Genomic DNA, 14,619 nt, shown 5'->3' on the forward strand with positions numbered 1-14,619 from the left:
TAAGTAAAAAACAGGGAGAGTTCGACCAATGAATAATTATATGGATGTACTTATAACAACTAGCAGCACACTAGACGGCGCAAAAATAAAACAATACTTCGGAATAGTAAGCGCACACGTTGTGGCGGGGACCAACGTGTTTTCAGATATCGCTGCTGGGTTGAGTGACTTTTTCGGTGGCCGCTCTGCAACATATGCTGACCAAATAAGCAGGATAAAAGCACAGGCGCTGACGGATCTCAAATACGAAGCAATTGAACTAGGAGCCAATGCTGTTATAAGTGTGACAATTGACGTCGATGAAGTTTCTGGCGGTGGTAAATCAATGTTCATGATAACTGCTTATGGTACGGCAGTAACGCTAGACAAAGTGCACATTGAAAACTCAGAGGATACGAAAACAGGCCTAGTAACAGGTAACGTTTTAGCTGATGCTATAGAAAAAAGAATACTTGTCGAACAACACAAGTCAGCACCACTTGAGATGACTAATGATGAATGGTGCAGGCTTCTCGAACTCAAAGTGCCTGAAATGGGAGATTTTATCGAATGGGAAATGGTCAACAGTGGTCTAAAAGAAGAGCGCCTTTTCGCCTACGTAGCCTCAATCGACTTCGATGATAGTATTGCGCTAGGGTACAAACTTTTTGAGAAAACCAGCAAGGAGGGTGAGCTTAGGACAATTCAAAAGGTTATCAATAAGATGATTCTCGTAGACTACCACCGTTCAATCAGCCTGTTGAAATCAAAGTCAAACAGCCTTGCGCACAAGAAAGCCATGCTTAACACTATTATTAAGCCCAAACGGCTTTATTCGAGAGATGATATTAATTTACTTAATGAGTTAATAGATACTGTTGAAGCATCTTTCCCTACAATTGCTATCTTTAAAAAGAAAAAAGGCTTATTAGGTAAAGAAAAAGAGCTTTGGGAATGCATGTGTAGTCAAAAAGAAAACGATGCAGATGATTCTTTTTGCAAGTCTTGTGGTAGAGACAAACGAGGATTTAAAACTGAAGATACTACTCCAGAAAAGGCAATTAGGTATTTATCAATGATAAAAGAAACCTTGAATGAGGCCTTGCCAGCTCAATAGCAGGTTTGCGATTAAGTTAATGACTAGCGACCAAAACCTAATCTGTATGATAAGCAGGCAGATAGGGTATAGCATTATTTAAGTGGTAAGGTTTGAGGATACTACGCTTCGCTTTCGCATCAAGAGCTGAGCCTATTATCACTACTAGACATTTTTACGTACTTATTCCATATTAGTCCTACAAGGATTAAGGAAGGTTTAAAATGGAATTATTGGTCATCAGTTGGTTAGTTTTTGCTTTTGTTGTAGCTATAGTCGCTGGAAGTAAAAGTCGAAGCAAGTTAGGCTGGTTTTTCATAGCCTTGCTTCTATCACCACTATTCTCGTTAATACTGTTACTGGTTCTTCCTGATAATTATGATGACTCGATAACGACGACGAAACCAACAAGCACGCCCGCTTCTACATCAACCCAACCGCTTGCTAATAAAACGCGCCCCTCTGTAAAGCCCGAAACGAAATCTTGTCCGTTTTGTGCGGAGGAAATAAAAGCCGCAGCCAAAGTTTGTCGTTTCTGCCAAAGAGAGCAACCTACCATCGCTCCTAAGCAGTATGTGCTAGAAGCTCCTGTTGCAAACAGCGACAACCCTAAAAATCCAGATACACTAAGACGTACTGCTGAAGGTAAGCTTCTGGAAGGCATCTTCTCGAAAAGCTGGGGAAAAGTTAATTCAGCTATACAATTGAACGCAGACTTAAGCATTATTGTAGACGGTTATGACATTTTGCAGTTAGCTGAAATATACAGTGAGCCAAGTATAGTATCACTTCTTCGCAAAAATATACCTGTTGAGTCTAATAATAAAGAACACGAGCTTAGAGGAGAAAGTGAGCAAGGAATTCCAAGTATTCCGGAGACTTTAATGGGCACACCAAATGGTCGAATGCTAGAAGGAATTTTCTCGAAAAGCTGGGGCAAAGTTAACTCTGCAATACAACTTGGCGCAGACGTAACAATAAGTTTAAGTGGCTTATCAGTAGAGCAGCTCGCCCAGAAATATTCCGACCCAAGTATTGTAAAATTAATTCAGAAGAATATTCATTAGCTAATAATCATTACTCTTGAGTTGGGTAGGCTCACTTCGTTTAGATTTTAGGCGTCACGGTGTTTTTCGATAGTGCCCCAAAAGCTTAGCGTTCGATGTCCGCCTTTTGTCTCAAGGTGCCTTTGACGCTGTGAGGGCTGAAACATACGTGAAGCAGCCGTTGGAGCATTAAGACCATCTGACATACAAAAAATAAATGCGAATTCAACGCAATCGGATGTAAAAATGTCTATTGATATCGAAGTAAATAAAGTTATTTTGAGTGAACTTATACTCATCTAATAGTCTTTTACTATGTAAGAGAAATATTTTTGAAAAGGTCAGGTGTGGCACTTATCTGAAGTTAATGTGCGCTACTGATAAGGGGCTGCTGTTTGTCTTTTGATGCCAGCCAAAGCTGGCTGTAGGTCAACTGTGTACGAAGAGCAGACGTTTAGCCCGTTCCATGAAAACACAGAATATGGTTTTTATGGGAAACAGGATACTATGAAGTCTCCAGTAATAAGCTGTAAGGAGTCCCCGTTCTAAATGAGCTATCTAATTACTCCACCATCAAATCACTATGACGGCGGCATGGGTATTACAGGCTGTAATTTCAGACATGCAGCTGAAACTCTAAAAGCACATGCTTCATCCTTGGATGGAGTTCTACCTCTTTGTTATCTACATCGACATGCTATAGAGTTATTCCTAAAGTCAGTGATTTTTATTCTTCACAAGAAGTACTCTATTGGATTCGGAGATGGGTTCAGTTTAGACAAGCCTGCAATTAGAGTCCGAGATAAGTGGCGACCAATGGACAATATCCACAACTTATCTGACCTGTACTCATACTTCGAGGTGATTTACGAGGATTGCAAAGTAGCACTCCCAGAAACAACTTGTTGGGATATGCCTTCGGATATTAGATCCAAAATTGACATGGTCAGTGGAACTGATCCTAAAAGCACTTTTTTTAGGTATCCTAAATCCGGGAGCGCTCATCAGGATGCCAAAAAGTCACGGATTCAAAAGACAAAATTTGAAGGTGCTTTTGAAAATCAGGATAAGCCTGCAAAATTAGTTTTATTGTTCGGTCAAAATGATGAACTAATCGAAACGTATGACATGGATGCCGATGCACTAGGCAAAATTCAAGAAGCATTAGATTATTTGAGTGGTTTTTTTTATGGTGTTCATGCAGCATTTAGGCATGAGCTGGCTAGAGGCTCCTAACAAGCGCTTGTCGGGGGAACATAACTGGGTTTCCGCTGCGCTCCCAACCAGCCGCAAATGCGGAATTTAGTTTTTTTATGAAAGAGTTTAACTTTCCCAAAGCGATTACATTTCGGCTTGATATAGACCGCGGTGATAAGATTATTGGTTTTCCAACTAATGTGGATAAAGATTTATCAGTCATCGAGAGAAACCGTTCTGAAATACTTGCGGCAATGATTACGATCGAAGATCGAATTATTGATGCTATGAGCAAATTCTTGTTTAAAGAATCCAAGCAGAAGCGTGACTATTTCATCAATGAAATAGTTGGCACATCAGACTTCTCTTTTTCATTTAAGCGAAAGGCATTTACAAGAATGCTAGAGAAGTTTGAACTCCTTGAACCTGATTCTATTAGAGATTTAAAAGCTAATCTAAATAAGCTTATGCTTTGGAGAAACGCCTTTGCTCACGGTGAGGTTATTCACGATCATCATGATGGTTACGTATTAAAATACTACAGTGGTGGGCATAAAGAGCTTATTTTGAATAGTGAGTTCTTTATTAACGCTGAGGATGTATTCAGGAGTTGTCTGTATGTATGCAATGGAATTGTTCAGACTCATAAACTCAAAACCTGAAAAAGCCACTCAAGGCTCGCGCTTCGGCTGCTGGGACGCTAACGCAAGGGCAGTGTAACTTCGTTCCTAATTTTAGCCTATCTGTTATTGCCCCTTAGTGAGATGTTGAAGGTCTGCTGTTTGTCTCAAGGTGCCTTTGACTCTGTTAGGCGTAAAGACATCAAAGAAAAACTGGGCTCTAATAAACTCGCCCAATATCAATAAATGATGTGATATCCTGCCTACGGAAAACAAACTCTTTATTTGTGCTTGTTAGGTTGGAATACAAAGTTTTTCAGGAATTGTTATGGAAGATAAAGCTGATTTAGAAGTGTTATTTAAAGGCTATTACCGAGCTAACGAAAAAGCAGTTGAAACCATATGGCGGGATGGTCAAATTATTCCAGACGCAAATGTTCTGCTTGATCTCTATCGATATTCTGACGATGCCCGTGATGCATTTCTTAATCTACTAAACAATCATAGTTCACGTGTTTGGTTACCCCACCAAGCTGCTCTGGAATACTTTCAGAACCGACCCTCTGTAATTAATGAACAATCTAAAAACTACGACGCGACATTGAATGATATCAATGAGTTATATAATTCATTCAACCAGAAAAATCGCCATCCTTTCTTACCTCCGGGGTTGTTGAGAGAGGTTGAAGAGTTATTTGAAAAGCTGAACGAGCATCTCGAAAATTCCAAGAAATCACATATAAAACGACTGAATGATGACGAGATACAGGGGAAAATCACCGAGATAATTGGGAAAAGAGTCGGTCAGCCCTTTGCTAGTGAGGATTTGAAGAGGCTCTTTGAAGAAGGTAAAGCTCGGTATCAGAGTAAAATCCCACCCGGCTATGAAGATGCCCACAAGAATGAAAATGAGAGAAACTTGGTTGGCCAGCAGCGTAGGTATGGTGACCTGATAATGTGGAAGCAAATCATTGCTTATGCAAAAGAACATAAAACTCCTGTCATTCTGATTACCGAAGATACTAAAGAGGATTGGTGGTTAAAATCAGCAGGAAGAACGTTATCCGCACGACCAGAATTGTTCAAAGAGTTTCATGATGAAACGGGACAGGAAATACAGATTTATCGTACTGAAAGTTTCCTTCATAACGCGACTAATTATTTATCTGAAAAAGTCAGTGTAGATGTCATCGAAGAAATAAAACTCATACAGAGCGAGCCTGTCTTTTACGAAGTTGTTCAACGCTCTCCTTCTTTTTATGATTTATCAGAATATATTTCCACAAACTTTAAAAAAGGAGATGAGCTACCGGGCGAAAGAGTAATAGCTGAAGCTATTAATTGGAACAGGTCTGGTGTTAGAGAAAACCTTGTGAGGTTAGATACGATGGGCTATGTGGAAATAGAGCACGGTAAGAAAACGAAACTAATTGAAAATTTACCCCCTGTATCATTAGATATGCGCGGGAAGAATAAAAAATGAGTTAGTAATACACTATCTCAATGACTAAAAGACCTTACGGCAAAGGTCCGCTCCTTGTCTGAACACGACCTTTAGAATTGCCATTGAGCAACTTCGAAAATAGGCCGTCTGCATTACGTACGCAGCAGATCCTGATTTTCATCAGGACGACGGATTGAAGGACGTACACAGGGGCCGTTCAGTTGAACACCGTTCAGTACTATACTTATCTATAGCGTAATTCGCGCTTAGTTACCAGCTTTACAATAAAAAGTAAAAAAGCTTTTAGAAAGCAGTGGTTGAGTAAATTTATAACGATAAAACTTTTTGTTGAAAGCGACCGAATGAGTCGATAGATGAGTCATACCATGAAGATAGCAAACCTTGAGAAGTCTTTATTTCAACTTGAACACATCCCGGTGGTTGTACGTCTTTTTCACGTTCCGTGCACCCGGATAGGGTGTGTCTACTCATTTCTACTCTACAGTCAAACAAGTCATCACTTTCGTTTTCTCCTGATGATTTTATCACAGCGTAATGCGGTACTTCTTCGGCGATCCGTTTTGAATACTCGAGCAAACGAGGATGTGCGGGAACAATTAGATAACCAGTCTCGACAGGTGCATATTGATTTCTTAAAACCCGCCCTAACACCTGCCTGAAATAAAGCTCTGTAGTGACCAGAGATAAATAACAACAAACTCTTAAGCGAGGTATGTTGGTTCCTTCGCTAATCATGCCAATTGATATAATCCATTTTTGACAACTTCTTTTAAATTGCCTAATGAGGCTTTCTGGATCATCTTCCTGATATGTTACAACTTCACTGGATTCGCCTAACTCAGCCAATAAGAGTTGAATTTGTCCTGCATGAGACACTGATCCAGCGACAATTAATCCTCCAGCATCTGGGGAAATCTGACGTTCTTTATTTAATTGTATTATTCCATGCTTCAATACCTCGCGGATTATCTCATTGTGAGTAATAATTTCGAAATACGATAATCCGCTTTTTAGAAGAAAGTCTGCAATCGACGTAAAAGAACGCTTATTTTTATTTTCGGCAACGTTTATGAGCTCATTGTCGAGTAGAGTGATATGTGGCGAGCGGCACACGCCATCTTTTATCGCTTGAATTAAGTCATATCGATAATCGACCAATAATCTATTATCCCTGTTCACGTAATTGGCCAAAGCAATAGGAATAGCGTCACTTCTCCATGGCGTACCAGTTAACGCCATCGTGTAGCGTGCTTTTCCTTGTATATTCATTATGAGTTGTTCTCCCCATGCATTTGCGTTTTGAGTATCGTCACCGGCGCAATGATGAATTTCATCAAGAATCACAAATACATTGAAGGTTTCGAGTAATGTCCAAAACTGAGTATCTAGATACCTCATACTTTGATAAGTGAGTGATGAGCCACTTGCACCAAGTCCACCACAGAAACGTCTCTTAGTTATAGCTTCAAGTTCAACCTTAAAGTCATTTGCAACCACAGTTGATGGCGAGAAACACAATACCAAATCAACCTTGCCTGTTTTTATTAGAATATCTGCGAGTGCAGATGCCATAACGGTTTTACCCGCACCAGGTGTCGCTAGACATAAAAAGTGAGAGTATGAAGCTTCAAATTTTTCTAGGGCAGCTTCGATAGCTTCTCGCTGCCACCTTCTCAATTCAATCATAGACGTGCTTCATACTGAGCTAGCAAGCGTTCGAAGCCTTTTACCTTTCCTAGCATCACCTTTGCTAGCTCTCGCGTTTGTTGATATTGGGACTTGATATCGTCTGCTAATTCAGGCATTTCGTTTACCCATTCAGCATATGCTTCGGTTTCACCAATACTTGTTAACATTTCAGCCTTGTATGACCTTATTTTTTCTTTCAGTTTACTTATGATGTGCTCATAACTTTTACTTTCTAATGGGGGATGTTTTTGCACTTTATTAGTGGTTTTCTCATGGTCTGACCAACAGAAAATGATGGCTTTTTGATTGTTTGTCGTTAATGTCTTTATAACTCCTTGTCTTTCCAGAGCTTTGAGGTGGCGATAAACGAACTGTGTGGCGTTTTTCTTTTTGTCAAATAACGTTACGTGAATCTGTAAAAGATGTCTCGTGACATCTGTAACTGTAAATGTTTCCAATGATGTTGAACGAATAAAACTCTGTATATCAATGTCATACTGCTTCTTTGGCATTGAGGTATGTCTCTTATAAAAATCTTCGTCTCGAATTTCGCGACAGTCTACTTCGTCTCTATCATCGAGACAATGAAAACATCAGTTTATTCACCTCATTACGACAAACTTAGGCTGTGGTTAAAAGCACATCGTGAGGATCGATCTCTTTCTTTACGAGATGTCTCGGAAAAATGGGGTAAGCATCATTCCATCTTAGGAAAGATTGAACAAGCAAGACGAAAAATAGAGCTCGTGGAATTTATTGAGTTGTGCCAAATTCTTGAGGTGGACCCGCTAGAGGGGCTTTCAGTCATAATGAAGTCGATGAATAGGAATCACAAAACTTCGAAGTCATGAACGTTCCTGCTACCAATCAACATTTCATAGCTCGGTAGCTTTGACTTCTTACCCTACAGCTAATCAGTATGCTTACGTTTGATAGAAGTTCTGTGTTCATATCCATCGTGCAGGTATGCAATCTCTTATTACAGAATTAAGTGCTTAGATGACTATTTGGAAAAGGGTTTGTTACCGATTGATAAAGAACACGTATTAGACTACTTATTTCATCGATAGATTACCCATTAGAGGTAGTGTTGCTTCATTTCGAAGGGTGTTCTGAAATCAGTTTTCTTTGTTGAATTAATCGCTCAATAATTTTATTGCTAATAGGTTCAAGCGAATTAGCTGGTATTCTTTTGGGCATATTAGTCTCAACGAGTAGCCGTCGACTATTTTCGTATACTCTTGGTGAATTAACTCCTGCAACCTATTTATCTTCAAACTCCAAGGTTGAGTCTAAAAATGTTCATCAGAGGATATAATGTCGTTTGCTAATAACGCCTCTTCGATTGCTGACAGCAACGATGACTCATTATTCATACTTCCATTTGCTCTAATACGGTCGAGAATACGAAGGGCCGCTATTTTAGATGTAGTAGGTAGCATCGAACGCTCTCTACTTGGCTCGTTGGCGTCCCTATTCATAATTGACCTATCAGACTCTTCTTTTAGACGCTGTGCTTCTTCTTTGGTATTTGCAACAACATCGAAAATATTATCAAACTTGAGGTTGGCTTGTATTTCAGGCTGTCCTTCTCTTTCTTTTACTACTTCTAGTAACTCAGCATCCTCTTCGAGGTTCTCGGAAGCGTGCTCGTCATAATCACAATCTACGGAGCCAAACTCAAGGCCAACTGGACCTCCGAGCGCCCCGTGCAGCCCTCTTTTTTTGCACCAAGCAATGGCTATTCTATCCATGATATCTGCCGGAATATCGACAGACAATTGAGAAAATGCATCATCACCAGTGTGCCCTTGGGTAACATTAAAAGAATTAGGAAAGTCGATAATAAGTTGTGCCGGATTTGTATTGTCACTTGGGTTGATATCACTGCCTTTAGCAGGAAATTCCTGATGTAAGCTATGGTCATCGCCACTAAAAATCCAGTCGGTTCTAGTCATCATAAATCCTATTCAAAATTTCGATTGGAAAGCAATCGTAGTGTGTATTCAGTCTTAGCAAGTTTAAGTATATATGAATGCGTGACGTCGATAAACGGCGGACGATACGCGAGTTATATATCCTTTTCAAAGGTGATACTAGTCGCTATCCTTGGCATTATTTGGGAGTTATTAAAGCTTAAAAGCAATTATGAATAGCAATACACTTATACTCTTTCTGCTGAGTTTCTCCATATTGTCATGCGGGTTACCCAATGATGTTTATGCTCAAGTAAAGAAAAGCACATTTGGCATATGTCATGACACGTCAAGTGCATCCTATAATCGAACCAAGAATTTTGAAGCGTTTAGTACGATTGAAGCCTGCCTTGAAAGCGGTGGCCGATTACCCAAAGCAACATCGGCATATCAACAAGCTGAAAAGGAGGCGCAAAGGGAAGGTAGATCCTTCACCTCTGACTACGATAGAGCCGATTGGCCCCATTGGATTGATGATGATAGTGACTGTCAGAACACGCGTCACGAAACGTTGATATCAACATCTAACATTCCTGTCGAGTTTAAAACAGATAAAGGTTGTCAAGTTGCCGTCGGAGAATGGTATGACCCGTATTCAGGCGACATATTCACCGATTCTACCGCGCTTGACCTTGACCACATTGTTCCGCTCAAGTTTGCACATGGCCATGGTGGCGATAAATGGTCCCGCGACAAACGTCAGACATTTGCAAATGATTCTGAAAACCTTTTATTAGTCAAAGCATCGCTTAATCGACAAAAAGGTGCCAAAGGTTTAGATGAGTGGTTACCACCAAATCATGCCTACCGGTGTGAATACATAGAGCGGTTTATGGGCGTCATCGAAAAATATGGTCTTCTACTTATACCTAACGAGAAAAGAGTCATCAATAGAATGCAGAAAGCCTGTACAGGATTAGCCCATGAAGTATGACGGAAAAGTCAATGCACAAAATTGAACATCTGTGCGCTAGTCCAGTTACGTCATAGAAGAAAGTCAGTTAGATTTATCCGTATCGCTATCACAAATCGGTTTTTGACATGGAATGCACATACACTGGTAAAGTAAAAACTATTGTTGCCGACACCTACCTCGCTTATACCTCTGATATAGACGGAGCAGAGGCGTTTAGACGTTTCGTTTCAAGAACAGAGCCTCTTATTGATGTTCGGAGAGACCCAAGGTTTTCAGCGTTTACAGATGAAGAGCTCATTGATGAAATGGTCTTGCTAGAGGAAGATATACTTATTGTAATAAGAGGACATGTGCAGAAAGATTCTCATCTACAGCTTGAATGTAAATAAACCGATGTTTAGTAACGTTGATAGGTATATTAAAGACAAAAGCGCAGAATTTCTTTAAAGGGCCAAAAGGATACTCTGTGAAATGGTGGTCTGCCGCGTACGTATTGCTGCCGCTCAGGGTGCCGCTTTGAGCGTCGATTCGCTTTATTTTCTCACTAACCAGTTTTGTGAACGCCTAAGTGTATGACTTGGTGGCGTAAAGCTGTACTATTCCAATAGTGATTCATTTATATGCGAACTATGGTTCGCATATAAATAGGTTCGCAAAATATTAACTGTGATGCCAGCGCAGCCACAACATGGGATCGCGGGAGCAAGCCCAGTATGATAAAAATTAATATACGGTACTTAGGGTCCGCATCATTTAAATGTTAGCAGTCAAGGAGGATAAAATTGTACATCGTAGATTTTAATGATTCGTGTATCGATGAACTCGGAGAAAGTTTAGATAGCGGTCCTATCATCAAACTCAAAGAGGAAAATGATGGTATCCATGAAGTATTCTCGATTAAAAAGCAGCTTATAGCCCGAAACGGTGGATACAGTTTTCATATATACGCAAAAGAACACCCACCACCTCATTTTCACGTAAAGTATGGCGAAGAAGAAAATAGTTTCTCTTTGTTGGACGCATCTCCTCTTCACCCAAACAACGGATTGAGAAAGTATTTTAAAAATATTAAAAAGTGGCATTCAAAGAATAAAGAAAAACTAGTGACCGCATGGAACAGCTCAAGACCAACAAACTGCCCTGTAGGAACATATGACTGCTAACAAAACGCTATTGTCACTCACTGTAGTTCGCTGGGACGCAAACACGGGGCCGCTTCGCGATTATAGCCCCGTGCCTACGCCCCAAAGCTTAAAGTTAGGTTCTCGCAGCCCCTCAAATAATCAAGGATTCGGAAATGGGAAAAATAAAAAATCCAGCCACGATTTCGAGTGAATTCGGTGTAGATGTTGCCGTTCTGGACAAGCTTGGAGTTGTAAACGTGCTGCTGAATACCGATACATTGGTCTTTATAGATCCACTGTTATTGAAAGGAAGTGCTCATAAGGAGATTAGTGCTGGGGCTTATCAATCATATAGGGAGCGCTTTGAAAAAATCATCAAGCTTTTGTCCGTATCTAAAGCTGTAGATGATGTTCCATGGCGTAATGCAAAAAGACTTTTCCGTTTCTCAGAAATTAGCTGGACTTGTTTGGGGTATGGCACAACCGTAAAGGGTTCAGGCTTTGGAAAGGATTTAATCTCTAGCACACTTGATACTGCTTCTCAGATTGTCGCGCTTGGCGTGGATGATATAGACCTATTTATGGCTTTAGCTTTATTCGAGGAAGGTATTGGGCCTGATCGAATCAGTGATATGACAACCAACATTATTCTGTCTGACTTGATTTCATTCTCGGACAGAGTCAATAAAACACTAAAAATTCCGACGAAACAATTTAAAGTCGGAACCAATAACTATAACTTGGTAGTTAATCCGTATTCAGATCAGCCTTTAATATTTGTACCAAATGATATAGTACGTGATTTGCCAATTGCTTCTGATTGGAGTGATATATCCAGCGTTGTCAGAGAAAATGAAGAACTTAGAGAACGGGTAAATGATCATGTCGGCGAAATCTGGGCAACAATGACCAAAAAGCAGAAGCAGAGACTCAAAAAAGCTGCTCTCAGAAGTAAAGAAGCGTTCCAACAAGTAATGGATATGATTCGTGAAGTAGAACCTACGCCATATGACTTTAAAAATGATAGAAATGGTGAGTCATTTTGGACCGAATTACTAAACCAGATCCCGAGAGACTACCCCTACGACCTTTCTAGCTATGCCGATAGAAAGCTGAGCGCTGATGAAGTTGTAGAAGTAGTTAATAAAATACTAAACCAATTCCAAGATTTAATAGAGAACAAGGGGCTATGGAAAGAGCTTTGGGATGAGAATGGGAAGCCTAGAAAGGAGAAAGCATCTCAACGGCTTTTCTTTGCTGTTGCTTACAGTTATTGCAAGGCTAACAATATTGATTTAACTCCGGAAGCAGATTCGGGTAATGGACCTGTAGACTTTAAGCTTTCTCAGGGGTTCGATTCGAGATTAGTGGTCGAAGTTAAATTATCCAACAACGGTAGTTTGGTTCATGGATATGAAAAGCAATTAGAAATTTATAAAAAGGCTGATGACACTGATTTAGGTGTATTTCTAATTATCGACGTTGGTGGGATTGGTAAAAAATATGGTGCGGTGCAGAAAATAAGAAATGACTTCATAAAAGAACATGGTAAAGCATCCGACATATGGTATGTCGATGGAAATCAAAAAGCGTCTGCAAGCAAAAGAACCTAAAAAATAAATATGCTGTTCTTAGGGGCCGCATCATTTAAATGTTATGAATCTTTGAGAGATCGAGCATGAACTGGGAAGACACACTTATAAAAATACAAAATGATGTTCCTCCAGGTAAGGTGACCACTTACAAGGAAATTGCGCTATGGGCCTTTGGTAATCCCATGGGTACACAGGCCGTAACCGCTATGCTTAAAGCTGCCGTCAGCGCAGAGCCGACTAACGCCTTGTTAACTAATCGCGTTATTCCTGAGAGCGGAAAACTTGCCGACCCGAACGGTCAAGTGTCGCAGCTATTAGATGAGGGTGTCCCAATGCATAATGGGGTAGTTGATATGAAACGCGCGAGCATTGTCAGGTTTTGAGGCAAATTCATAACAAGACGTGCAAGCAAGGGCACTCCGTGCCGGGACGGCTTTACAGCCGCCCCTTCACTCAGCGTTGAACGTCTGCTGTTTGTCTTTTGGTGCCAGTCAGCTTAACTCGTGGGTCTTCAAAGTACGTAAACCGGACGTCTAAGATTCTTTCCTATGAAAACACAGATAATGGTTTTTCAGGGGAAACGGGTGTTACTATGAAGTCTCAACAATAAGCTGCTACACCTAAACGGAGTTTTGAGCATTGCCAGAGATAGATGAACTAACTCGAAGTATTGAAGAGAGAATAACAAATATTTATGAACTTGAGGATTCTGTCAGAGGCTATATCAATACTACGCGTTACCAAAATGATCTTTTAAAAGAGTCAGATAACTGGAACCAGATTTGTTGTTCATTAGATACGATTGGTGACACGCTCTATTCTCAGCAGGATTACTTGAGTGCGAAATACCCTTCGAGCGATGGACTGAAATACATATTTACGTATGGTCTTCTCCAAGCTTTGTTTATTCAACAAGACGCAATGCGCCATTTATCAGAAGCTTTCGGAATTGAGTTTCAACTAACCGACCGCCTCAAGGAAATTCGATCAATGCGCAATGCATCGATTGGTCACCCCACAAAGAATAAGACAAAGGGCTCTACTTACTACAACTATATTTCAAGAATAAGTCTCGGAAAACAAGGGTTTACCTTAATGCGAAGCTTTGATAAGGGGAACAATGAATTCATAGTTATAGAAATATACCCCATCATCGATGATCAATTAAAAGACATTGAATCTAGCTATAAAATACTTTCTGAAAAACTGGCTGATGCAGATAAAGTGAACCGTGACAAATACAAAGACAATTTACTTGCGGATATATTTCATTCGTCCATGAACTATACCATTAGCAAAGTTGCAGAGGGAATTCACTCTCCTCATGGCAATAATGTCACATTCGCATTATCCATGCTGAACTCCATACAAAAGACCTATAGAAAATTTGAAGATGCATTGCAGGAGCGTGGAGATTTAAATGAATACATAAAATATGACCTAGATGAATATAATAATGCACTTTCGAGACTGGAGAATTACTTGGGTCACAATGCGTCTGACCTGAGTGATAGCGATGCTCGAATCTACCTCTTTTATATTCGAGAACAACATAAGCATTTTGAGCAAATTGCTAAAGAAGTAGACGATGACTATCGAGAAAAGGTATAGCAAATTGATAAATGTCAACTTACGGCCGGGCCTCCCTTCTGCTGGCCCATTATTGAGGCGTTGAACGTCCTTGTCTGAAGCAGATAGTTAAATTCTTAAAAATTAGCGAGTCTGAACGGCAGCAAACTTAAACAAGCCGTCATAGTGAAAGTTGTTATCAACCGATGTTAATCGCTCTTTGAATCGCCCCGAGTTCATCGGAGACCAGTTTGTTTAAGTCAGGCCACTTTACCTGACTCGTTTAAATTATCATAGTAGTCTGTTTCATATTGAGCTGGTGAAATATACCCAATTGAAGATAATAA

The 14,619-nt window shown here is 40.1% G+C and carries 15 protein-coding genes; 12 read left to right on the forward strand and 3 right to left on the reverse strand.

Annotated elements, in window-relative coordinates; translation table 11 throughout:
- Positions 1 to 28 precede the first annotated feature (28 nt).
- From GTH32_RS17575 to GTH32_RS17595, 5 genes are all read left to right on the forward strand, one after another.
- Positions 29 to 1,096 carry a YbjQ family protein gene (locus tag GTH32_RS17575; RefSeq protein ID WP_163088225.1) on the forward strand — a complete coding sequence of 356 codons (1,068 nt, stop codon included), beginning with the start codon at positions 29 to 31 and terminating at the stop codon, positions 1,094 to 1,096.
- 203 nt (positions 1,097 to 1,299) lie between these two features.
- Entirely contained in the window at positions 1,300 to 2,142 is an 843-nt protein-coding gene (locus tag GTH32_RS17580) for a hypothetical protein (protein WP_163088227.1), read from the forward strand.
- 528 nt (positions 2,143 to 2,670) lie between these two features.
- A complete protein-coding gene (locus GTH32_RS17585; protein WP_163088229.1) occupies positions 2,671 to 3,357 on the forward strand; it encodes a hypothetical protein in 687 nt (228 codons plus the stop codon).
- A gap of 77 nt (positions 3,358 to 3,434) precedes the next feature.
- A complete protein-coding gene (locus tag GTH32_RS17590; RefSeq protein WP_163088231.1) occupies positions 3,435 to 3,980 on the forward strand; it encodes a hypothetical protein in 546 nt (181 codons plus the stop codon).
- Between the two features lie 286 nt (positions 3,981 to 4,266).
- Positions 4,267 to 5,421 (forward strand): PIN domain-containing protein, encoded by a 1,155-nt coding sequence (locus GTH32_RS17595; RefSeq protein ID WP_163088233.1) that lies wholly within the window; start codon positions 4,267 to 4,269, stop codon positions 5,419 to 5,421.
- Positions 5,422 to 5,709: 288 nt separating this feature from the next.
- On the opposite strand, the gene GTH32_RS17600 is transcribed toward GTH32_RS17595, so the two are convergent.
- Together GTH32_RS17600 and GTH32_RS17605 are read right to left on the reverse strand one after the other, a co-directional pair.
- On the reverse strand, positions 5,710 to 7,089 hold the full coding sequence (locus GTH32_RS17600) for a DEAD/DEAH box helicase (RefSeq protein ID WP_163088235.1): 1,380 nt from the start codon (positions 7,087 to 7,089) through the stop codon (positions 5,710 to 5,712).
- The gene (locus GTH32_RS17605) at positions 7,086 to 7,604 is read right to left on the reverse strand and encodes a hypothetical protein (RefSeq protein WP_246223310.1); all 519 of its coding nucleotides are present in this window, start codon (positions 7,602 to 7,604) and stop codon (positions 7,086 to 7,088) included. The genes GTH32_RS17600 and GTH32_RS17605 overlap by 4 nt, the downstream gene beginning before the upstream one ends.
- A gap of 72 nt (positions 7,605 to 7,676) precedes the next feature.
- Between GTH32_RS17605 and GTH32_RS19750 the strand changes: the two genes are divergently transcribed.
- Entirely contained in the window at positions 7,677 to 7,943 is a 267-nt protein-coding gene (locus GTH32_RS19750) for a helix-turn-helix domain-containing protein (protein ID WP_343033455.1), read from the forward strand.
- 441 nt (positions 7,944 to 8,384) lie between these two features.
- On the opposite strand, the gene GTH32_RS19395 is transcribed toward GTH32_RS19750, so the two are convergent.
- On the reverse strand, positions 8,385 to 9,053 hold the full coding sequence (locus GTH32_RS19395; protein WP_203565544.1) for a hypothetical protein: 669 nt from the start codon (positions 9,051 to 9,053) through the stop codon (positions 8,385 to 8,387).
- 187 nt (positions 9,054 to 9,240) lie between these two features.
- Here GTH32_RS19395 and GTH32_RS17615 point away from each other — a divergent pair, with 187 nt between their 5' ends.
- The 6 genes from GTH32_RS17615 (at position 9,241) to GTH32_RS17640 (ending at position 14,314) form a co-directional block, all read left to right on the forward strand.
- Positions 9,241 to 10,002 (forward strand): HNH endonuclease family protein, encoded by a 762-nt coding sequence (locus GTH32_RS17615; RefSeq protein WP_163088237.1) that lies wholly within the window; start codon positions 9,241 to 9,243, stop codon positions 10,000 to 10,002.
- Positions 10,003 to 10,109: 107 nt separating this feature from the next.
- A complete protein-coding gene (locus GTH32_RS17620; RefSeq protein WP_163088239.1) occupies positions 10,110 to 10,373 on the forward strand; it encodes a hypothetical protein in 264 nt (87 codons plus the stop codon).
- 393 nt (positions 10,374 to 10,766) lie between these two features.
- Entirely contained in the window at positions 10,767 to 11,147 is a 381-nt protein-coding gene (locus GTH32_RS17625; RefSeq protein ID WP_163088241.1) for a DUF4160 domain-containing protein, read from the forward strand.
- A gap of 134 nt (positions 11,148 to 11,281) precedes the next feature.
- Positions 11,282 to 12,721, forward strand: coding sequence for a hypothetical protein (locus GTH32_RS17630; protein WP_163088243.1), 1,440 nt, complete (start codon positions 11,282 to 11,284; stop codon positions 12,719 to 12,721).
- Positions 12,722 to 12,786: 65 nt separating this feature from the next.
- Positions 12,787 to 13,086, forward strand: a complete 300-nt coding sequence (locus GTH32_RS17635; protein WP_163088245.1) for an MGMT family protein — start codon at positions 12,787 to 12,789, stop codon at positions 13,084 to 13,086.
- Between the two features lie 256 nt (positions 13,087 to 13,342).
- Positions 13,343 to 14,314 carry a hypothetical protein gene (locus tag GTH32_RS17640; protein WP_203565545.1) on the forward strand — a complete coding sequence of 324 codons (972 nt, stop codon included), beginning with the start codon at positions 13,343 to 13,345 and terminating at the stop codon, positions 14,312 to 14,314.
- Positions 14,315 to 14,619: the final 305 nt, after the last annotated feature.

The sequence above is a fragment of the Alteromonas profundi genome, from assembly GCF_010500865.1.
GTDB classification, from domain to species: Bacteria; Pseudomonadota; Gammaproteobacteria; order Enterobacterales; family Alteromonadaceae; genus Alteromonas; species Alteromonas profundi.